Here is a 22,547-nt window from a genome sequence, read left to right as displayed (position 1 = left end):
ATGCGGCCTCCATGGCGGCGCGATTGCCGGCGGCGCTGGCCGAGGGGTCGGGCGCCGCGGTGACCAGGATGTAGCTCATCAGCCCCTCCCGCAAGGCGTCGCCGAAGGCGTGCCAGCTGCGCTGCACCGCCTCCGCCAGCGCCATGCCGGGGCGGCCGGCCGCGGCCGCCGCCTGCGCCTCCGCCGCCAGCATGGTATCCAGGGCGGGATCGGCGAGGAAATTCGCGATCTCGGCCGAGATGTCGAGCCAGTCGCGGATCGCCAGCCCGTGCCGCGCCAGCAGCGCCGCATAGCTGTCGCGGTCCGGCGTCCAGGAGCCCACCGCCGGCAGCTCGATCGGCGCCAGGGTATTGGCCACCGTGTCGGCCAGCAGCAGCGTCCCGCCCGGCGCCAGGTGGCGGGCGATGTTGGAGAACAGCCCGTCCTTGTCGCGGATGTGGTGGGCGACCTCGAAGCCGATCACCAGCTCATAGGCCGGGCCCGGGAAGGCGTCGCGCGCGCTGTCGCGGTGATGGATGGCGACGCGCTCCGCCAGGCCCCGCGCCGCCACCCGCGCCCGCCCCGCCGCCGCCTGCGCGGCCGAGATGGTGTGGCCATCGGCGTGGATCGCCGGATGCGCCTCGGCCAGGGCGATCAGGTCGGTGGCCAAGCCGCAGCCGATATCCAGCACGCGGCGCACCCGGCCGAAATCGACATTGGCGTAGAGCACGTCGCGCATGTCGCGCTGCGCCTGCTGCATCAGCGCCCAATGCGCCGGGTTCGCCGCCGGGTCCTGGAAGCAGCGCGTCCAGGAGAAGCCCGGCACGACCTCCGGAAACGGCGCCAGGGTCAGGAAGACCGCGGCATCGCCGACCGCCTCGGCGCGGGTGACGAAGTCGTAGAAGTCGCCGACAGGGTTCCTGTCGGCAGTGCTCTTGTCGGGCGCCGCGGCCGCGAGGGGAAGCAGCGGCGGCGCGCAGCCTTCCGGCGGCGGCAGGAAGACCAGGTCGGCATTCACCCCGCCCAGCCCATAGCCATGCACCAGCACGGCGGCGCGGCCAGGCGGCAGGGCTCCGGCCGCCGCGCCCTGGAAACGCAGCGGGCTGGCTGGATGGTCGAGCGCGGCCGGCAGCCGCGGCGTCGCCGGCTGTGGCGGGATGGCGCCGCCCTGGCCCAGCATCAGCGCCGCCTTGATCGCCGCCGCGATGCCGCCCGCCGCGTCCAGCGACCCGAGCGCCGGGCGCAGGCTGCCCACCGCCACGCTGGCGGGCGCGGCACCCTGCAGCGCCTCTTCCAGCGCGCTGGCCTCGGCCAGGTCGCCGGCCGGGCTGCCGGCGCCATGTGCCTCGACATAGCCGATCCCGGCGGCGTCGAGCCCGGCGCGGCGCAGCGCGGCGCCGATGCAGGCCGCCTGCCGCCGCGCCCCCGGCAGGGTCAGCGAGCCGCTGCGCGCGCCGCCATGATTGACCGCGCTGCCGGCGAGGATGGCGTGGATGCGGTTGCCGTCGCGCAGCGCCGCCTCCAGCGGCTTCAGCACCAGGGCGCCGACGCCCTCGCCGCGTGCCTGGCCATCGGCCTCGGCGTCGAAGGCGCGGCAGTGGCCGCCGGGCGAGAGCAGGCCGAGCCGGGCCAGCGCCGCGGATTCCGCATCCGACAGCAGCAGGCTGGCGCCGGCGGCGATGGCGATGCCGCATTCGCCGTTGCGCAACGCGGCGGCCGCCCGGTGCAGCGCCACCAGCCCGGAGGAGCAGGCGGTGTTGACCAGCTCCGACGGCCCGCTCCAGTCGAAGAGAAAGGAAATCCGGTTCGGCGCCATCGAGGCGATCTGCCCGGCGATGCTGACGCCATCGGGCTCCATCGCCGAGGCCGCCTCGGCGAAGCTGGTGGAATAGAGCGCGGCGAAGATGCCGGTGTCGCTGCCGCGCAGGGATGCTTCCGGGAGGCCGGCGTCGCGCAGCGCGTCGCGGACGGATTGCAGCAGCAGCCGGTGATGCGGGTCCATGGCCGCGGCCTCGGCCGGGGCGATGCCGAAGCCCGCGGCGTCGAAGCCGTCGACGTCGTCCAGGAAGCCGCCCTGCGCCAGGGCGGTGCCGCGGCCGGGCGGCGGCGGGCGCAGCGCGCTGTGGCCGGCCTGCAGGTTGCGCCAGAACTGCGCCGCATCGGCCGCGCCCGGCAGGCGGCAGGCCAGGCCGATGACGGCGACCGGCGCGTCATGGCCGGCCGCCGCGACCGGCGCGGGGCGCGGCGCCTCCTCCTCGGCCGGCAGCAGCCCGCCATGCTCGGCGGCCAGGCGGGCCAGCGGTGCCAGCCCTTCCAGCAGCAGCGCGTCGGGCAGGCCGAAATCGACCAGGCAGGCAATCTCGTCGACGCCGGCCGCGGCGACCTGCGCCAGCAGCGGGCGGCAGTCTTCCGGCGTGCCGAACAGCGCGCTGCGGGCATAGCGCTCGGCGGCATAATGGGCGATCTGGCTGCGCTGCTCCGCGTCCAGCGCGCGGCCCTCGGCATGGGCGCCACGCTGGGCTTCCAGGGAACTGCGCAGATAGTCGCGGAAGGGATCGCGGATGGCGGCGGCAACGCGGTCGCGGTCGTCATGCACCAGGCTGTGCAGCATCAGCGTGACGGTGCCGCCCTGCGGGTCCATGCCCGCCGCCGCCCGCGCGGCACGATAGGCGGCGATCTTCGGCGCCAGGGCTGCCAGATCGCTGCCCATCAGCATGGTCAGTAAATTGGCGCCGAGCCTTCCGGCGCGCTCGAAACTGGCCAGGCTGCCGGTGGAGGAGATCCAGAAGGGCAGCTCCGGCTGCAGCGGCCGTGGCTGCAGGCGCAGCGGTCGCGCCGCGCCGTCCGGACCTGGAAATGCCACCGCCTCGCCGCGCCACAGCCGCCGGATCTGTTCCACCTGCCCGGCCAGCAGTTCGCCGCGCCGCGCGTAATTGTCGGGCGCGAGGCAAAAATCAGAAGGATTCCAGCCGCTGCCGAAGGCGAGGTCGACGCGGCCGCCGGACAGGTTGTCAACCACCGCCCAGCGCTCGGCGATGGCGGCCGGGTGGTGCAGCGGCGCCACCACGCTGCCGGCGCGCAGACGAAGGCGCCGCGTCATCGGCGCCAGCATCGCCGCCAGCACCGCCGGATCGGGATAGGGGCCGCCGAAGCGGTCGAAATGCCGCTCGGGCAGCCAGAGCGCGGTGAAGCCCAGCCGGTCCGCCTGCCGCGCCGCCTGCTGCAGCGTGGCATAGAGGCCGGGCCGCGGCGCCGCCCCTGCCTCGGCTGAGAAGAACATCAGCGAGAAGCCGAGCTGCCCGGGCGCCCGTTTCGGCGCCGGCGCCGCTTCCTGCAACAGGCGGGCGCGGAAGGCGCCGGGGCGCAGCGGGGCCGGACCGGGCGCGTCCAGCCGCTGCTGCCACAGCCGGGTCGCCGCCTCGATCATCTGCTGGCGTCGCGCACTCATTCGCCGGCCTCCAGCCGCGGCACCGTCCGCAGCCCCTCGAGATGGGCGGCCAGCCGGCCCAGCGTCGGATGCTCGAAGAACACCACCGGGTCAAGCCGCAGGCCGAGATGCCGGCCGATCTTCTCCGCCGCCTGCAGCGCGCGGATCGAATCCAGCCCGATGCCGGCGAAGGCAGTCTCGGCGTCGAGGCTGTCGGGCGGCAGCTTCAGATGCGCCGCCAGCAGCCGGGCGAGCTCCGCCTGCAGCCCGGCCGGGGGCAGCGGGGCGGGGCGCTTCAGTGGGATCGGCGGCGGCGCGGGCGCGGCGAGGGGCACGGCGCCCTCCTGCAGATGCGCCAGATAGGCCGCGAGCTCGGCATCGCTCAGCGCCGCCAGCTCCTCGCCGATCGCGCCATCGGGTGGCAGGGCCTGCAGCGCCGCGGCGGCGCCATAGGCCTCAGCCAGACCGGCGATGCAGGCGGCCTCGCCGGCGACGACCGCCAGCTCCGGCTGGCCGGCGGCCAGCGCCGCGCCCAGCGCGGCGAGGCCCGCCGCGGCCTGCAGCGGTACCAGGCCGCGTGCCGCCAGCGCCGCCGCCTTGGCCGCGCTGCCATGCCGGTCATAGGCCCATTGCGGCCAGGCGATGGCGAGGCTCTGCCCCTGCCGCTCGCCGCGCAGCACCCGGGCCTGGCGGCGCGCCGCGAAATCGCCCTGCCAAGCGCAGGCAGCGGCATAGTCGCCGCCACCCGCCAGCCCGAACCAGCCGGCCAGCGAGCCGCAGAGGATGAAGAAGTCGAGCGGCTCGCCGGCCAGCGCGGCGTCCAGCGCCAGGCTGCCGGCCAGCTTCGGCGCCAGCACCGCCTCCAGCGTGGCGGCATCCTTGGCCGCCAGCGGCCCGTCGGCGACGGCGCGCGCCAGATGCAGCACGCCGGCGAAGGGCCGCTCCGCATCGCCCAGCGCCCGGCGCAGCCGCGCCAGCGCCTCGGCCAGGGCAGCGGCATCGGCCAGGTCGGCGGCCGCATAGGCCAGCACCGCGCCGGGCGGCGCGTCCTGGCGCAGCGCGGCCAGCACCGGGGCGGCGGCGGCGGCATCGCGCTGGCCCAGGATCGCCAGATGCGCCCCGACCGCCAGCGCCTCGGCCGCCAGGGCACGGCCGACCTCGCCCAGCCCGCCGGCCAGCAGATAGGCACGGCCAGGCTGGAACACCGGACGGGCCAGGGCGGGCGCCAGCCGTTGCAGCACCGGCAGGAAGCGGCGGCCGTCGCGCCACAGCACCTCGGGCTGCGGGGTCAGCGCCATCGCCTCGATGCGGCACAGGCTGGCGAGGTCGCGGGCCTCCGGCGTCCCCTCCAGCCGCAGCGCCGTGGCGCCGGCGAGGCCTTCCAGCGCGGCGGTGCGCAGCATCGCGGTCTCGGCCGCCGTGGCGCCCGGCCGCAGCAGGCGGAGCTCCGTGGGGCCGTCGCGCAGCAGCGCGGCCAGCAGCGTTTGCAGCCGCGCCAGCCCGGCTGAATCGTCGCGCGGCGCGTGCAGGTCGATCAGCGTGGCACCGGCCTCCGCCGCGGCCGGGTCGTCGAGGCGGCGGCAGGGGCCGGGCCAGGCCTCGGCCAGGGCCGCGGCCAGTTCGGGGCTGTCGGCGGCGCCGAGCAGCAGCAGCGGGCCGGGCGGCGCTGGCTCGGGCAGCCGCACCTCCTGCCAGCCCCGCGCCAGCAGCGCGGTTTCCGCCGGCGCCGCCGCGGTGGGTTCGGCAGGCGCGGCGCCGGCCGGCAGCCAGTGGCGCTCGCGGGCGAAGGGATAGCCGGGCAGCGGCAGCGGCGGCGCTGTGCCACCGGGCAGCGCGGCCCAGTCGATCGCGGCCCCCTCGGCCCAGAGCCGGGCGAGACGATCGCCGTCGCCGGCGGCCAGCAGGGCGCGCAGCAGGGCCTGGCCCTCGGTGCTCTCGGCCAGCAGGGGGGCGGAGGCGCTGGGCGCGCCGCCGATGATCAGCCGCGCCCGGCCACGGCGATGCTCGCCGGGGGGGAGGCCTTCGGCCAGGGCGGCCAGCGCCTCGCGCAGCGCGTCGCGCCCGTCGCCCCGCAGCACCGCCCGGCAGGCGAGGGCGACGCGGCCACGGCGCAGGCTGGCGGCGATCGCGCCGGGGCTGGCCTCGGGGTGGCGGTCGCTCCAGTCCAGCAGGCGCCGGGCCAGATCCGCCAACCGCCCACTGTCGGTGGCCGAGAGCGGCACCAGGAAAGCCTCGTCTTCCAAGGCGGGCGGTGCGGGCGGCGCTTCCTCCAGCAGCAGATGCACATTGGCACCGCCGGCGCCGAAGGCGCTGAGCCCGGCGCGGCGCGGCCAATGCCCGCCGCCGGGTTTCGGCATCCCGGTCCAGTTCTGCGCGGCGGCCGGCAGGCGGAAGGGCGTGCCCTCGAAGCGGATCAGCGGATTGGGCGTCGCGGCATGCGGATGCGGCGCGATCCGCCGGTGCCGCAGCTGCAGCAGCAGCTTGGTCAGCCCGGCGATGCCGGCCGCCGATTCCAGATGGCCGATATTGGCCTTCAGCGCGCCCAGCAGCACCGGCGCCGGGCGCGGCGCGGCGCCATAGCCCTCGACCAGCCCGGCCAGCTCGATCGGATCGCCCAGCGCCGTGCCGGTGCCATGCGCCTCGACGACCGAGACGCTCTCGGCCGGCACGCCGGCGCGCGACAGCGCCTGGCGGATGGCGCGCGCCTGGGCGCGCGGGCTGGGCACGGTGAAGCCCGAGGTGCGGCCGCCGGAATTCATCGCGCTGCCCAGGATCACCGCCTCGATCCGGTCGCCGTCGCGCAGCGCCGCGGCCAGCGGCTTCAGCAGCACGGCGCCGACGCCCTCGGCATCGACGAAGCCATCGGCGCCCTCGGCGAAGGCGCGGCATTCCGGCCCGGCCGAGATCATGCCGGCCGCCGAAAGATTCACCAATTGCCGCGGATGCAGCAGCAGGTTGACGCCGCCGGCGATGGCGGCGCCGCATTCGCCGCGGCGCAGGCTCTCGCAGGCCAGATGCAGCGCGGTCAGGCTGGAGGAGCAGGCGGTGTCGACGGCGAGGCTCGGCCCACCGAGATCCAGCCGATGCGAGACCCGGTTGGCGATCGACCAGAATTGCGAGGCGCCGGCGCTGGCATGGCCCGCCGCCCAGGCCTCGGCGGCCAGCCACTGGTAGGGGTTGTTCATGGCGCCGACGAAGACGCCGACGCCGTTCTCGCCGGCCTGCGCCACCAGCCGCGCGGGTGTGGTGCCGGCGGCCTCCAGCAGGTGCCAGGCGGTCTGCAGGAACAGCCGCTCCTGCGGGTCCATGCTCTCGGCTTCCAGCGGCGACAGGCCGAAGAAGCGCGGGTCGAACAGGTCGACGCCCTCGATGCAGCCGGCCCAGGGGCTGCGCGAGCGGCCCGGCTCGGCGCTGCCACCCTGCCAGCGCGCGACATCCCAGCGCTCTGCCGGGATTCTTCTCACGGCCTGGCCGCCGGATTCCAGGAGCTGCCAGAAATCCTCGGGCGTCTCGCCGCCGGGGAAGCGGCCGGCGAAGCCGATGATGGCGATGCGCTCGTCGGCGGCCGGCGGGGTGCTGGCGGGGGCCGGTTCGGCCACCGGTTGCGCGGGCTGGTCCAGGAAGGCGGCCGCCTCGGCCGGATAGGCCGCGGCCAGATGGGTGGCGAGGCGGGCCAGGCTGTTGTGCTCGAAGAGCAGCGTCGCCGGCACCTCCGGGAAGCGCTCGGCGATGCGGCCGCGCAGCTCCAGCGCGCTGAGCGATTCCAGCCCGACGCCGTCGAAGCCCTGGTGCAGCCGCAGCTCCTCCGGCGGCAGCTTCAGCACCGCGGCGAAGAGCCCGCGCAGGAAGCCGACCAGCCGTGGCGGCGGCGCCCCGGCGGCGGTGGGCTGCATGGCGGCGGGCTGCGTGGCGGCGATCGGGGTGGCCTTGACAGGCCTGATGGCGGCGGGCGCCTCCGGCAGCGCGGCGCCGGCCGGCAGCAGCCCGAGCAGCAGCGTCTGCGCGCCGCCCTCGGCCGCGGCGGGGGTCACTGCGGCGATGGCCTCGCAACCGGCCTGCCGCAGCAGCGCCTGCCAGCGCGGCGCATCGGCCAGCGGCGCGCCGGGCAGGCGGCCGGGCTCGGCGGCGCCGCGCCACCAGCCTTCGGTCAGGCCGAAGACGATGGTGGCGAAGTCCTGCGCGCGGGTGACCTCGTTGAGGGCGAAGAGCCCGCCGGGCCGCAGCAGCCGGGCCAGCCGCTGCAGCGTGGCGGACAGGCTGGCGGTGGCATGCAGCACATTGGTCGCCACCACCGCGTCGAAGCTGCGCTCGGCCTGGCCGTTCGCCGCCGCATCGCGCTCGGCATCGTAGAGCGCCGTGCGCAGGAATGGATGGTTGCGGAAATTCGCTTCGGCGCGCGTCAGGAAATGCCGGGAGATATCGGTGAACAGATACTCCACCGGCCGGCCGAGAGCGGCCAGCGCCGGCAGCAGGGCCGCACTGCTGGCGCCGGTGCCGGCGCCGATCTCGATGACGCGGAAGGGGCGCGCCGGATCGGCCTTGGCGGCCTGCGCCGCCAGGCTGGCCGCCAGCAGCGCGTTCAGCCGGTCGGCGACCGGATTGCCGGCATAGGCGCCCTCGACCAGCGCGGTGTCGGCCTGCGGGAACAGCACCTCGACCGGGTCGAGCGTGCCGCGCAGCAGCGCCGGATAATGGTCGAGCACCGCCTGCAGCAGCCGGCGCGGGCCATCGATCGAGATCCCCTGGGGCGCCTCCGGCACCGCAGCGGCAGCGAAGCGCCACAGCCCGTCCGCCTGCCGCGCCAGCCCGGCGCGTTCCAGCAGGCCGAGCAGCGCGGCGAACAGCGTCGCATGCCGCGGCGCGATGCCGAGCCGCCGCGCCAGCCCGGCCGGCGTATAGGCGCTGGGCAGGCCGTCGCCCATGCCGCGCAGCACCACGAGCAGGGCGTGCCGGCCCCATGCCTCCAGCGCCGCGAAATCGGCGATGGCCGGGGCCAGCGGCGGGGCGGGCGGCGCCGTTGCCTCGGCGGTGGCCAGCAGCGCGGCGGCGGGGCAGGGATCGGCCAGGCCCAGCTGGCGGAGCGCACCCGGCTCGGCCTTCACCGCGACGGAATGCGCCGCACCGCTGGCGAGGACCTGACGCCACAGCGACAGGCCCTCGCCCGGCAGGATCGGGTGCACGCCGAGCCGCGCCATCCGCGCCTGGGTCGCGGCATCGGCCACCGCGCCGACCTCGCCCCAGAGGCCCCAGGCCAGCACCTGCCGATGCCAGGGCCGCTCGCCTTCCGCCAGCAAGGCCTCGGCGAAGCTGGAGCCGGCGACGTAATTCGCCTGGCCCGGCGATCCCGGCCCGGCATTGGCCGAGGAGAACAGCACCAGCCGCCGCGGCGGATGCGGCTCCGCCGCCAGCGCGGTCTCCAGCGCCCGGGTCGCCAGGGCGCGCGGCGCGAAGGCGGCGCGGAAATCCTCCGGCGTCATCGCCAGCAGCGGCCGGTCGCGCAGCACCAGCGCCGCCTGCACCGCGGTGTCGAGGCGCGGCCAGCCGAGCGCGCGCAGCCCGGCCAGGGCGGCGCTCAGCGCCACGGCATCGGTGGCATCGGCCTGCAGGTGGCGCAGCCGCCCCTGGCTGGCGGCGATGCGCTGCGCCAGCGCCGCATCGGGCGCGCGCCGCCCGACCAGCGCGACATGCGCCGCCGGGTCGCGGGCCAGGATGTCCTCGGCCAGCACCCGGCCGATGCCGCCGGCGCCGCCGACCAGCAGCCAGGTGCCGCCCGCCGCCGCGTCTTCCGCGCTGTCCTGCGGCAGCGGCACCAGCTGGCGGACCAGACGGGCAGGGCCGCGCCAGGCGATCTCCTGCGCCGGGCTGGCGGCCGGCTCGGCCAGCAGGCGCGGCAGCAGGTCGGGCGCGGCCAGCGCGGCGGCATCGGCCAGCACCAGCCGCAGGGCCAGGCCCGGCAGTTCCAGCGCGGCGCATTTCGCCAGGCCGAAGAGCGCGGCATCGACCGGGCCAGGGCGATCCTCGCCGGCGGCCAGCAGGAAGAGCGGGCGCGCCGTGCCGCCGGCCGGTGCCAGCGCCTGCAGCGCCGCCAGCAGGGCCAGGGCCGGCGCGGCGGGATCGGTGGCCTGGCCGGGGGCCAGCCAGATCAACCCGGTCGAGGCGCCCGCCAGCCGCGCCAGCGCCGCGAGATCGCCGGGGTCGCAGGCGGGCAGCGCCGCCAGCGCCGCCGGCACCGCCTGGCCGGGGCGGCGCAGCAGCAGGCACTCGACGGCCGGGGCCTGGACCGCCAGAGGCGGCGCGGCACGCCAGACCGGCTGCAGCAGGCAGGGCGCCGGCAGGGCCGTCGCCGCCGCCCTGGCCGGCCGCGTCGCCAGCCCGGCGAGGCGCAGCACCGGCTGACCCGCGGCATCGAGCAGGGCGATGTCGTAGCGGGCTTCCCCGGCACTGGCATCGGGGCGGCGGCGGCCGATCACCTGCCGTGCCGCCGCCGGGTCGCCGGGCAGCGCCAGCGCCTCCAGCGCGAAGGGGATGCGCAGCGCCGCCGGACCCTCGGGCGCCAGGCCGATCAGCGCCTGGAAGGCGGCATCGACCAGCGCCGCCAAGCTGGCACTCGCCGCCTCCGGCCGCAGCGCGGCACGGATCGCGATGCCATCGCTCTCCACCGCCTCGACCAGCGCCAGGCTGGGGCCGTATTCCAGCCCGAGCCCGGCCAGCCGCGCATAGATCGCCTCGGCGCCCAGCCGCGAGACGATCGCGCCTGGGGGCGCGGGCAGCGGCGGCAGGGGGCGCGCGGCGTAACGGCCGCGGGCGAGTTCCTCTCCCGCCGCGGCGATGGTGAAGCCCTGCGCGTCGGTCTCGACCTGCAGCGACAGCCCGGCCTCGGGCACCGCGGCGCTGCGCAGCCAGGCGATGTCGGACAGGGTGGTGGCGCCGGGGCGGGCGGCGAGCGCCAGCTGCAGCAGCGCCGCGCCGGGCAGCAGCAGCCGGCCGGCGACGCGGTGGTCGCGCACCAGCGCGTCCTGCGGCGTCCAGTGCTGCTGCGGGGCGTTGGCGACCGCACCGGGCAGCCAGTGCCGCTGGCCGAGGAAGGGATGCGGCGGCAGCGGCACGCGCTGCCCCGGCTGCGGTGGGCCGGCCAGCAGGGCGCCGGCGGCGAAGGCGCGCGCCTGCTCGGCCAGCGGGGCGCCGGGCGGCGGCGGCGCCGGCGGCGTGGCGCCGTCATCGAGGCCGAAGAAGCCCTGGGGCGGCAGACGGCCGGCGGCGAAGCCGGCGAGACCTTCCACCAGCTCCGAAAGGCTGGCGGCAACGAAACCCAGCCGCGCCGGCATCGCCTCGCGTCCCGCCTGCAGCGTGTGGGCGATATCGGCCAGCCGCGCGCCGCTGTCCGGCAGTGCGGTGGCGAGCCGGTCGGCATAGGCGCGCAGCTGCGCCTCGGTGCGGGCCGAGAGCAGGATCAGCGCCGGGCCCGCGGCCACCGGCAGCACCGCGCGGGGCGGCGCCTCCTGCAGCACCAGATGGGCGTTCGCCCCGCCGGCGCCGAAGCCGCTGAGCCCGGCGCGCAGCGGGTGCGGCCCGGTCCAGTCGGCGGCCTCCAACTGCAGCCGGAAGGGCGTGGCGGCGAAATCGATGCGGCGGTTCGGCCCGCCATAGGCCGGCATCGGCGGCAGCCGGCGATGCCGCAGCTGCAGCACCAGCTTGATCAGCCCGGCAATGCCGGCGGCGGCCTCCAGATGGCCATGGCTGGCCTTCAGCGAGCCCAGCGCCACCGATTGCCGCGCGACCGCCGGGCCGAAGGCAGCGGCCAGCCCGACAATCTCGATGGGATCGCCCAGCGCCGTGCCGGTGCCATGCGCCTCGATGACGGAGACACTCTCGGCCGGCACGCCGGCGCGGTCCAGCGCGGCGGCGATCACCTCGGCCTGCCGCGCCGGGCTGGGCACGGTATAGCCGTTGCTGCGGCCGCCATGGTTGAGGGCGCTGCCGCGGATCACCGCGTGGATCGGGTCGCCATCCGCCAGCGCCGTGGCCAGTGGCTTCAGGATGACGGCGCCGACGCCCTCGCCGGGGACATAGCCGTCGCCGCCTTCGGCGAAGCTGCGGCAGCGGCCGTCGCTGGATGCGAACTGCCCCTGCTGCAGGCCGGCGAATTTCTGCGGGTGCAGCGACAGGGTGACGCCGCCGGCGATGGCGACGCGGCATTCGCCATTCTCCAGCGCGCGGCAGGCCAGGTGCAGCGCGCTGAGCGAGGCGGAGCAGGCGGTATCGACCGCCAGGCTCGGTCCGCGCAGGTCGAAGACGTAGGAGACGCGGTTGGCCACCGACCAATAGGGCGCGGCGCCGGCGATGGCGCCATCGCGTGCTGCCGCCTCGGCGGCGAGCAGGGCATAGTCGCCATACATGACGCCGACGAAGACGCCGCCCTGGCGGTCGGTGCCGGCCAGGCTGTCGCGGGTATGGCCGGAATCCTCCAGCGCCTCCCAGCAGGTTTCCAGGAACTTTCTTTCCTGGGGATCCATGCGCGCGGCTTCCGCGGGCGCGATGCCGAAGAACAGCGGGTCGAAGCGGTCGACCTCGGTCAGGAAGCCGCCGCGGCCGATGCCCCAGTCGCCGGGGCCGCGCCCGGCCGGCACGGCGCGGATCGGGTCATGGCCGTCGAGCAGGTGGCGCCAGAGCTCATCCGGCGTGTCGGCATCGGGGAAGCGGCCGGCCATGCCGATGATGGCGATGCCCTCGGCCGCCGGCGGCGGTGTCGGTTCCGGGCCGGGCGGGGTCGGCGCGGGGGCCGGCGCCGGCCGGACGCGGTCGAGCGCCTCGGCCAGGCTCGCCAGGGTGCCATGGTCGAAGAGCAGCGTCGGCGGCAGGCTGGTGCCCAGCGCCTGTTCCAGCCGCGCGGTCAGCTTGGTGACCAGGATGCTGTCGATGCCATAGGCGTCGAAGGGGCGGTCGGGGCGCAGCCGCTCCGCCGGCAGGCCGGTGGCCTCGGCGAACAGCCGTGTCACCAGCGGCAAGGTGGGCTCGCCACCCATCGGCGCGGCGGTTGCGGCCTCGGCGTGCGCTGCGTCGTCGAGGAAGCGGGCGATGGCCTCGCGCGCACCGGGCAGCACCAGCAGATGCGGAAGCGGCTGCGCCAGCGCCGTCTCGAAGGCGGCCAGGCCGGCGGCGGTGTCGAGCGCGGCGATGCCGGTCGCGGCCTGCCGCGCGGCGAGGTCCTCCGGTGTCACCCGCATGCCGCCTTCGGCCCAGAAGGGCCAGCCGATCGACAGGCCGCGCCCCGGCCCCTGGCGCGTCGCGGCGAAGCGGTCGAGGAAGGCATTGGCGGCGGCGTAATCGGCTTGGCCGGTGGCGCCGAACACCCCCGCCAGCGAGGAGAACATCGCGAAGAAGTCCAGCGGGTCGCCGCGCGTCGCGGCGTCCAGCGCGAGGGCGCCCTGGCACTTGGCCTGCAGCACGGCCTCGATATCGCTGGCCGGCTTGCGGCGCAGCAGCCCGTCGCGCTGCAGGCCGGCGGCATGGATGACGCCGCGGATCGGGCCGAAGCGGCGCCGCCCGGCCTCCAGCGCCTGCTCCAGCGAGGAGGGATCGGCGATGTCGGTGGCGATGTAGATCGCCTCGCCGTCATTCTTCCCCTGGCCCTCGCCGCGCGCGGCGGTGATGGCGGAGAGCGCGGCGCGGCGCGGCGCATCCAGCGCGCCACGGCCGAGCAGCAGCAGCTTCGCCTGCCAGCGCCCGATCAGGTGCCGCGCCAGCAGCTGGCCGACGCCGCCCAGCCCGCCGCTGATGACGTAGAAGCCGCCCTCGACCAGCGGCGTTCTTCCGGTCTGCGGCGGCAGGATGGCGAAACCGGGCTCGGTGAACCCGCCCTCCGGTGTCAGCACCAGCCCCTGGCGCAACGGCGCGGTGCTGGCGGCGGCGACGGCATCGGCCTCTGGCGGCAGCGCCAGGTCGCCGAGACGCAGCGTGGCGCACTCCCGCGCCAGCGCGGCGCCCAGGCCGCGCGCCATGGCGCCCTCGGCGCCGCCATCATGCAGCGCCAGCAATTCGACCGGCGGCTGCCCGTCACGCGCCAGCAGGCCGCGCAGCAGCGCCAGCAGGCTGTCGAAGCCGAGGCTGCCATCATGCCAGATCCGCCGCGGCGCCGGCTGCTCGGCCAGCAGACGGGCGATGTCGGTGGCCTCGGCGGGCCGCAGCGTCACCTGGCGCGGGCCAGGGGTGGCGAAGGCGGCGCCCGGGCTGACCAGCAGCGGGCGCCGGCCCAGCGCCTGCCACCAGCCGCGCGCCTCCTCGGCAAAGATCCAGTCCGGCGGCGTCGCCGGGACCGGCGCGACCGGGCGCGGCCGCGGCGCCGCCAGATGCACCGGCGTGGTGGCGCGCGGCTGCAGCCGGATGGCGAGGTTCTCGAAGATGGCGAGCGGCGCGCCATCCTCGGCGAGCAGCGCGATGTCGAGGCGCTGCAGCCCCGGCTCCTCGGCGCGCGCCGGACGGCGGCGCAGATGCGCCCAGCAGCCGGCCAGCACCGGCGCCTGCAGCCGCAATGCTTCCAGCCCGGCCGGCAGCACCGTCTCCGGCAGATCGCCGGCGGCCAGGCCGATCGCCGCCTGCATGGCACCGTCGAGCAGCGCCGGATGCAGCCGGAAGCCGCTGGCCGGCGCGGCGGCCGGCAGCTCGAGCCGCGCCAGCACTTCCTCGGGCCCGGCCTGCAGGCGGGCAATGGCGCGCAGCCCGGGGCCGTAATCGAAGCCGAGCGTGGCGAAGCGGGCATAGAGCCCCGCGCCTTCCTGCGGCGGGCCCAGCCGCGCGGCGATGGCGGCGGGTGTCTCGCCGCGCGGCAGTGATGCGCAGGCTTCCAGCCGGCCGCTGGAGAAGACCCGGTCGCCGCCGGTCTCGCGCAGGGTGAAGCCGGCATCCTCCTGCAGATGCAGCGCGGCCTCGATGCCGGCATCGGCGAACAGTGGTGCTGTGAAGCGCAGCCCGGTCAGGGCGCAGGGCAGGCGGGCCAGGCCGGCGGCCTCGGCGGCGGCGAAGGCGGCGTCGAGCTGGGCGGCGGCGGGCAGCAGCGGGCGGCCCTGGAAACGGTGCTCGGCGGCGGGGAAGCCCTGCAGCGCGACCGGCCAGGGCTGCCGCGCGCGCGGCGCGGCGAAGCGCTGCCGGGCGAAGGGATAGCGCGGCAGGCCGAGCCGGCGTGGCGGCGTGGCGCCGGCGAAGAAGCGCGCCCAGTCGCCATCGGCGCCGCGGCGGTAGAGCGCGGCCAGCGTCTCAGCGTCGCTGTCCGGCGCGGCGGCGGCCAGCGCGGCCTCGGCGGCGGCGATGGCAGCGGGCGCGCCGGTCTCGGTGCCGGGCTCGTCGCCAGCCAGCGCGGCCGCCAGCCCGGCCAGGTCGCTGGCCACCACGGCCAGCCGCCAGTCGAGATGCGCCCGGCCGGCCGCCAGGGTGAAGGCCAGGTCGCGCGGCGCGGCCTGGGGATGTTGCGTGATCCAGGCACGAAGATCGGCGCGGCGGATCGCCAGGGCCTCGGGCGTCTGGCCCGACAGCAGGAAGGCGTAGGGCCGCGGCGTCGTGGCCACCGGCGCGGGCAGGGCGGGCGGCGCGTCCAGCACCAGATGCGCATTGGTGCCGCTGAAGCCGAAGGAGGAGACGGTGGCGCGCAGCGGCGCGCCTTGTCGCGCCAGGAAGGGTTCCGGCGCCACCGGCACGCGGAAGGGCGAGGCCGCCAGGTCGAGCTGCGGATTGGGCGAGGTGAAGGAAAGACTGGGCGGGATGGTGGCGTGGCGGAAGGCCAGCAGAACCTTGATCAGCGAGGCGATGCCGGCCGCCGCCAGCGTATGCCCGATATTGGTCTTCACCGAGCCGATCGGCGTGGTCTGCGGTGTCGTCGCGCCGCACTGGTAGAAGGCATCGCGCAGGGCGCGCAGCTCGATCGGATCGCCGAGCTTGGTCCCGGTGCCATGCGCCTCGACCAGGCCGATGCTGGCGGGATCGATGCCGGCGCGTTGCCAGACGGCCAGTTCCAGCGCCGTCTGCGCCGGGCCGGAGGGCGCGGTGATGCCGCTGCTGCGGCCGTCCTGGTTGCTGCCGCTGGCGCGGATGACGCCGAGCACGCGGTCGCCCTCGGCCAGCGCGCGGGCCAGCGGCTTCAGCACCACCATGCCGGCGCCCTCGCCGGGGACGAAGCCGTCGGCGGCCGCGTCGAAGGCGTGGCAGGCGCCGGAGGGCGAGGACATCCCCGCATCGTCGAGGAAGCGGTGCAGCCGGGGATCGGTCAGCAGCACCGAGACGCCGCCGGCCAGCGCCATGCCGCATTCGCCGGCCAGCAGGCTCTGGCAGGCCAGATGCACGGCGATCAGCGAGGAGGAGCAGGCGGTGTCGACCGGCAGGCTCGGCCCGCGCAGGTTCAGCAGGTAGGACAGCCGCGCCGGCAGGATCGCCATGGAATTGCCCAGCGCGGCGAGGCTGTCGCCCTCGGCATCCGAGGCGTGCTCGCGATGCGTGGCGCCGACGAAGACGCCGCAATCCAGACCCGCCAGCGCGCGGCCGCCATGCCCGGCATCCTCCAGCGCGTGCCAGGCGGTCTCCAGGAAGACGCGCTGCTGCGGGCTCATCGCCGCGGCCTCGCGCCAGGTCAGGCGGAACAGGTCAGGGTCGAAGGCGTCGTGATCCTCGAGGAAGGCGCCGAACGCCTTCTGGCGCGCCGAGCCCGGCTTCGGGCGCCAGGCGAAGCGCTCGGGCGGGATGTCGCGCACCGCGCAGCGCCCTTCCTGCAGCATCTGCCAGAAGGCCTCGGCATCGGGCGCGCCGGGGAAGCGACAGGCCAGGCCGATCACCGCGATGTCGCGCGCCCCGGCCACCGGCGCCGGTACAGCGGGCGTGGCGGCGGGTGCCAGGCTGGCCGCGACATGCCGCGCCAGGGCCGCCAGCGTGGCATGGGCGAAGAGGTCGGCCGGCGCCAGCGCGCAGCCCAGCGCCGCATTGGCCGCCGCCACCAGCTGCGGCGCGACGATGGAATCGACGCCGAGCTCGGCGAAGGGCCGCTGGCGGTCGATCTCCTCCGGCGCGAGCGCCAGGGCGCGGGCCAGCTCGGCGGCGAGCACCGCCTCGACCTGCAGCGGATCGGCACTGGGCGCAGCACCCGCCAGGGCAGGCACCGCGCCGGCCTCGGCCACGATCAGGCACTGGAAGGAGGCCTCCGGATCGGCGCCGAGGCCGATGGCGCCGGGATCGGCAAAGCCGGTCGCCGCCAGCGCCTGGCGCCAGCGCGGCAGCGACAGCAGCGGCCCGTGCGGATCGCGGGCGGCGGCATCCTCGAAGCCCCACCAGCCATCCAGCAGGCCGAAGGTCAGGCTGGAGAACAAGCTGGCCTGGGTCAGCTCGTTCAGCAGCAGCAGCCCGCCCGGGCGCAGCAGCCCGCGCAGCCGCGCCAGGCTGGCCTCGATCCGCCGCGTCGCATGCACGACGTTGGAGGCGATGACGATGTCGAAGCCGCCGGCCGCGAAGCCCTGGGCGGCCGGATCGGCCTCCAGGTCCAGGCGGCGGAAGTCGAGCCAGGGGCGGCCGGCGGCGAAATGCCGGCGGCCATGCTGCAGGAAGCCCGGCGAGACATCGGTGTAGAGATAGGTGATCCGCGCCGGATCCAGCCCGTCCAGCGCCGCCAGCACCGCGGCCGAGGCGCCGCCAGTGCCGGCGCCGATCTCGATGATGCGGGTCGCCGCCTGATCCGTGGCGGCGCGGCGCACGGCGGCGGCCAGCAGCGCGTTGAAGCGGTCCGACCAGGGATTGCCGCGATAGAGCGGCTCGACCAGGGCGCTGCTGCCCTCGGGGAACAGCACCGCGGTGGCGGCGCGGCGGTCGGCCAGCACCTCAGCCAGGCTTTCGGCGCAGCGTTCCAGCAGGGCGGCATGCGGCGCCAGGCCGGGGGCGGCGGCCAGCAGGGAGGCGCGTTCCTCGGCCACCGGGCCGACCGGGCCGAGCGCCGCGCGCTGCGCCGCCAGCGCCGCCGCCAGCCGGGCGTGGCGCGGGGCGGCGGCGGGCCGGGCGGGCAGGGCGTCGAGCAGCGCCGCGGCATAGCGGTCGAGCAGCGGCGCCGGGTTGGGCAGGGAGGCGGTCATGCGCCGCCTCCGCCAGCCTGGGCTGCCAGCTCCGCCATCACCGCCGCAAACATTTTTCCGTCGGTTTTTGGTGCGGCTGTCCTGGTGGCTGCTGGCGGCTCGGGGGGTTCGGGCCAGCAGCGGCGGCGGGCGAAGGGATAGGGCGGCAGCGCCAGCCGGCGGAAGCTGCCCGGCGGATGCAGCGCCGCCCAGTCCGGGTCGCGGCCCTGGCGATAGGCCTCGGCCAGGGCCTGCAGCGCCGGGGTGGCGGCCGGGGCGGCCTCGCCCCGCAGCGCCGCCAGCAGCCCGGCGCGGTCGCGCGCGGCGAGGGCCAGGCGATGCGGCGTGCGGTGATGCGCCCGCCCCCAGGCCAGGCTCGCGCAGATATCCTCCAGCGCGGCCTCGGGATGCGCCTCGATCCAGGCGGCGAGCTCGGCGCGGCGCTGCTGCAGCGCTGCCGACGTCTCGGCCGAGAGCAGCGCCAGATGTTCGTCGCGCGGCGCGGCGCGCGCGGGGTGGCGCGGCGGCGGCGGCGCCTCCAGCACGACATGCGCATTGGTGCCGCTGAAGCCGAAGGCCGAGACCGCGGCGCAGGGCCGTCCCTCCGGCCAGGCTTCCTCCCGGCGCGGCACGCGGAAGGGCGCCGTGTCGTCGAGGCCCAGCAGCGGGTTGGGCGATGCAAAGGAAACCACCGGCGGGATGCGGCGGTCGCGCAGCGCCAGCATGGCGCGCAGCAGCCCGACCACCCCCGCCGCCGCCAGCGTATGGCCCAGCGCCGCCTTGGCCGAGCCGATGGCGCAATGCCCGGCCGGCACGGCGCTGTCGGAAAAAGCCTCGCGCAGCGCCTGCACCTCGACCGGATCGCCGAGCCTCGTGCCGGTGCCATGCAGCTCGACATAGCCGAGGTCGCGTGGCGCGATGCCGGCGCGCGCCCAGACCTCGCGCAGCAGCGCCGTCTGCGCCGCGCCGTTCGGCGCGGTGATGCCGTTGCTGGCGCCGTCCTGGTTCATGCCAGAGGCGCGGATGACGCCCTGGATGGTGTCGCCGTCGCGCTCGGCATCCGCCAGGCGCTTCAGCACCAGGCAGGCCACCGCCTCGGCCGGGACGAAGCCGTCGGCGGCGGCGTCCAGCGTGCGGCAGCGCCCGCCGGGGGCGAGCATCCCGGCCTGCGAGGCCGCGACATGGAAGGCCGGCGTGGTCATCAGCGCGACGCCGCCGGCCAGGGCCAGGTCGCATTCGCCGCGCTTCAGGCTTTCCGCCGCCAGGTGCACCGCCACCAGCGAGGAGGAGCAGGCGGTGTCCACCGACAGGCAGGGCCCGCGCAGGTCCAGCCGGTAGGCGATGCGCGCCGCCAGCATCGAGGCGGCATTGCCGGTGAAGCTGCGCGCGTCGCCATCCTGCCCGGCCTGGCGCAGCGCCGCCGCGTAGTCGCCCGCCACATTGCCGGCGAAGACGCCGCAGCGCAGCCCGGCCAGCGCCGGCGGGCCGTGCGCGGCATGTTCCAGCGCCTGCCAGGCGGTTTCCAGGAACAGCCGCTGCTGCGGGTCGGTGGCGATCGCCTCGGCCGGCGAGAGGCCGAAGAACAGCGGGTCGAAACGGTCGATCTCCGCCAGAAAGCCGCCGCTGTCGCAATCGGTCCGGCCCGGCTGCTGCGGCCGCGGGTCGAAGACCGCCCGGTGGTCCCAGCGATCGGCCGGCACCGGGCCGACGCTGTCGAGGCCGGCCAGCATGTTGCGCCAGAACTCCTCGACGGTGCCGGCGCCCGGGAAGCGGCCGGCCATGCCGATGATGGCGATGCGGTCGTCGGCCGCGCGCGCGGCGGCCGGGGTGGCGGCCGGGGTGGCGGCCGGGGCCGGGGCCGGGGCCGCGGGGGCAGGGGCGGCCGCCAGGGTCAGCGTGGCGCCGTGGCGGGCGGCCAAATGGCGGGCCAGCTTCTCGACGCTCTGGTGGCTGAACAGCACCGTCGGGCTTAGCGCCACGCCCAGCCGCTGGCCCAGCGCCTCGACCAGCGCCACGCCCAGGATGGAATCGGCGCCGTAATCGGCGAAGCTGCGGTCATCGCGCAGCTCCTCCGGGCGCAGCTCCAGCACCTGCAGCGTCACCGCGCGGATGGCGGCGACCAGCGGCGCCAGCTCGACCTCGGGCGCGGCGGCGGCGGCCTCGCCAGCGCGGCGGCGCAGGCGGTCGCGCATCGGCGTGGCGGCAGCCCGCACCGCGGCTTCCACCGGCGCCTCGGCCGGCGGCACGGCGGCGGGCAGCGGATTGCGCGCGACGATGACGCTGTGGCGGAAGGCGGCCTCGTCGGCGAGGCCGGGCTCGCTGAGCAGGAAGACCTCGCCGAAGCCGGCAGCGGCCAGGCGGGCGCGCCAGCCGGCGGCATCCAGCAGCGGGGCATGCGGCAGGCGGGCATCCTCGGCCATCCACCAGCCGTCCAGCAGGCCGAAGGTCAGCGTGCCGAAATCGTGGATCGCCGTCATCTCGTAGAGCACCAGCACGCCGCCCGGCTTCAGCAGCGCGCGCGCATGCGACAGCGAACGCGTCAGGTCCGGCGTCGCATGCACGACATTGGCGCCGAGCACCACGTCGCAGCGGCCGGCCTCCAGCTTCTGCGCCAGCGGGTCGCGGCTGATGTCCAGCGCGCGCGCCGACAGCCAGGGCCGCGTCGCGCCGAATTCGCGCCGGCCGAACTGCGCGAAGGCCAGGCTGACATCGGTGTAGAGGTAGTCCTGCACGGCAAGATCGTCGAGCCGCGGCAGCAGCGTGCGGCTGGTGCCGCCGGTGCCGGCGCCGATCTCCAGGATGCGCGCACCCCCTTCCGCCGAAGCCGCAACATCGCGCACCACGGCGGCGACCAGGCGGTTGCAGTAGTCGGTCATGCGGTTGCCGCGATAGATGCCCTCGACCAGCGCCAGGCTGCTCTCGGGGAACATCACCTCGGTGGCCAGCCGCTCGCCGCGCAGCACGGCGGAATAGGCGCCGGCGCAGGCCCGCAGCAGCGCCACATGCGGCGCGAAGGCCGGCAGGCGCGCGGCGAAACGGGCGAGATCGCCCTCGACATCGCCGGCCTCGGCGGCGTGGCCTTCCAGCATCCCGTCCTCGGCCGACAGCGCGCCGCACGCCGCCAGCAGCCCGAGCAGCGCGTCGAACAGGCGGCGGTGCCGCGGCACCAGCCCCAGCGCCGCCTCCAGCGCGGCGCGGTCGCGGCGCGCGCCGGGCGGCAGCAGGCCGAGCCCGTTCCACCAGGCCAGCAGGCGCCGGCGCGACAGGGCTTCGAGCGCCGCGTATTCGTCCCAGGCGCCCTGCATGCCGGCGGCCTCGCCGGCGACCACGGCCTGCATCCGGGCTTCCAGCGTGTCGGCCAAGGGCGCCACCACGCCGAGCGCCGCGCGCAGCCGCGCCTCACCCTTCAGCACCGCGACCTGCACCGGGCCCGGCGCGGCGAGGAGGGCATCCAGCGCCGCCAGCCCCTCGGCGGTGGCGATGGGTTCGACCCCGCGGCGGGCGAGGCGGGCGGCGGTGGCCGCATCGGCGACGCGGCCGACCTCGCCCCAGAAGCCCCAGTTGATCACCCGCGCCGGCACGCCGGCCGCCGCCAGACGCAGCCCCAGCGCGTCCTTGAAGGCGCAGCCGGCGACGTAATTGGCCTGGCCGGCATTGGCGGCGAAGGTATTGACCGAGGAGAACAGCAGGAAGTGGTCGAGCGGATCCTCGGCCACCGCCGCCGCCAGGGCCAGGCTGCCCTCGGCCTTGACCGCCAGCGCCGCCTCGAAATCCTCGGGCGCCATGCGCTCCAGGCTGGCGTCGCGCATGTCGATCGCCGAATGGATGGCGATGCGGACCGGGCCGAAGCAGTGGCGGCCGGCGGCGATGGCGGCGGCCAGCGCGCCGGGGGCGGCGGCATCGGCAGCCTGGTAGAACAGCTCGGCGCCGGCGGCCCGCAGCGCGGCCAGGGCCTCGGCCACCGCAGGATGGTCGGCCGGGCGGCGGCCGATCAGCGTCAGCCGCGCGCCATGCCGCGTCGCCAGCCGCTGCGCCAGGGCGCGGCCGATGCCGCCGGCGCCGCCCAGGATCACCGCATGGGCGCCCTGCGGCCAGGCATGCGCGGTCGCGGGAAACGCCAGCGGATGCAGCGCGCGCGCCTGCCGCCGGCCCTCCCGCCACAGGATGTCGCGGGCCAGGGCATCGCCGGGCTCGGCCAGGGCGGCGGGGGCATCCGACCAGGCGCCCAGCCAGGCGCTGGCCAGCGACCATTCCGGCCATTCCCGCGCCGCCGTCCGCAGCAGGCCGAAGGCCGCGGCGCACCAGGGGGTGGGGGCGCCGCCGGGCCCACCCAGCGCCAGCAGCAGCAGCCGGCGCGGCGGGCCGCCGGCCCGGCGCAGCGCCTGCAGCAGGCGGAACAGGGCGCGCGGCGTCTCGGGCGCCTCGGCGCAGGCCAGCACCAACGGCGCGCCGTCCCGCGGGGGCTGCCACTCGGCGGGGCCGGCGAGGCGGGCGCCGGGCAGGGCAGCGGCGGCCTCGGGCGTCGCTGCCAGGATTGTCGCGGGCAGGCCACCGGGCAGCGGCGCGCCGGCAGCGGGGGCGTCGATCCAGCCGGGGGTCAGCAGCCAGTCGCCGAGCGGCGGCGCCTCCGCAACCATGGCCTCAGGCTGGCGGTCCATGCGCCCGGCCAGCCCACGCAGCCGCAGCACCACGCGGCCGGCCTCGTCGCGCAGCAGCGCGTCGAAGACGGCGGCGTCGCGCTGGGAGGCCGGGGTCAGCCGCCGCGCCTCCATCACACCGCGGCGCGGCAGCGGGCCGAGGATGTCGACCGCTTCCAGGGCCATGGGCAGCAGGCGGCGGGCGTCGGCATGGCGGAAGACCAGCATGGCCGCGCCCTGCAGCACCGCGTCCAGCAGCCCGGCCGGCGGATCGCTGCCGGGGATCGCCTCGGCCAGCGTCAGGGTGCCGCGCACCCGGTCCTCGCCGAGCTCCAGCGCCTCGATGGCGCGGAAGGCCGGGCCATACGCCAGGCCGAGCGCCGCGAGCCGCGCATAGACCGCCGCGCCGTCCAGGGTTTCGGCCTCGTC

Annotated in this window: 4 protein-coding genes (3 of these 4 cut by a window edge); all 4 read right to left on the bottom strand. The window is 76.7% G+C overall.

Translation table 11 applies throughout. The features are described from left to right. A protein-coding gene (locus WFI16_RS09970) for an SDR family NAD(P)-dependent oxidoreductase (RefSeq protein WP_419897676.1) crosses the window boundary here: on the bottom strand, positions 1 to 2 show a 2-nt sliver of it. It extends 15,067 nt beyond the left edge of the window; only 2 of the gene's 15,069 nt are visible here; only part of the start codon is in view: it crosses the left edge, with 2 bases visible at positions 1 to 2; its stop codon lies beyond the left edge, outside the window. After that, positions 1 to 3,427: the 5' portion of a MupA/Atu3671 family FMN-dependent luciferase-like monooxygenase gene (locus tag WFI16_RS09965; protein WP_419897675.1), read on the bottom strand. Its footprint begins 2 nt before the window's first position; 3,427 of the gene's 3,429 nt are visible here — the first part of the coding sequence; it begins with the start codon at positions 3,425 to 3,427; its stop codon straddles the left edge of the window (only 1 of its three bases is visible, at position 1). The genes WFI16_RS09970 and WFI16_RS09965 overlap by 4 nt, the downstream gene beginning before the upstream one ends. Next, positions 3,424 to 17,502 (bottom strand): SDR family NAD(P)-dependent oxidoreductase, encoded by a 14,079-nt coding sequence (locus tag WFI16_RS09960; RefSeq protein WP_419897674.1) that lies wholly within the window; start codon positions 17,500 to 17,502, stop codon positions 3,424 to 3,426. The genes WFI16_RS09965 and WFI16_RS09960 overlap by 4 nt, the downstream gene beginning before the upstream one ends. Continuing rightward, positions 17,499 to 22,547: the 3' portion of an SDR family NAD(P)-dependent oxidoreductase gene (locus WFI16_RS09955; RefSeq protein ID WP_419897673.1), read on the bottom strand. 4,056 nt of this gene lie beyond the right edge of the window; 5,049 of the gene's 9,105 nt are visible here — the last part of the coding sequence; its start codon lies off the right edge, out of view; the stop codon is at positions 17,499 to 17,501. The genes WFI16_RS09960 and WFI16_RS09955 overlap by 4 nt, the downstream gene beginning before the upstream one ends.

The sequence above is a fragment of the Roseomonas sp. USHLN139 genome (assembly GCF_037145735.1).
In the GTDB taxonomy this organism is placed as follows: Bacteria; Pseudomonadota; Alphaproteobacteria; order Acetobacterales; family Acetobacteraceae; genus Pseudoroseomonas.
Note: the sequence above shows the minus strand (reverse complement) of the source record. Positions and strands in the feature narration are given on the sequence as shown.

What these genes read in the sequence shown, in the direction of transcription:
- WFI16_RS09960 (WP_419897674.1), bottom strand. Translation starts at nt 17,502, where the DNA reads ATGACCGCCTCCCTGCCCAACCCGGCGCCGCTGCTCGACCGCTATGCC.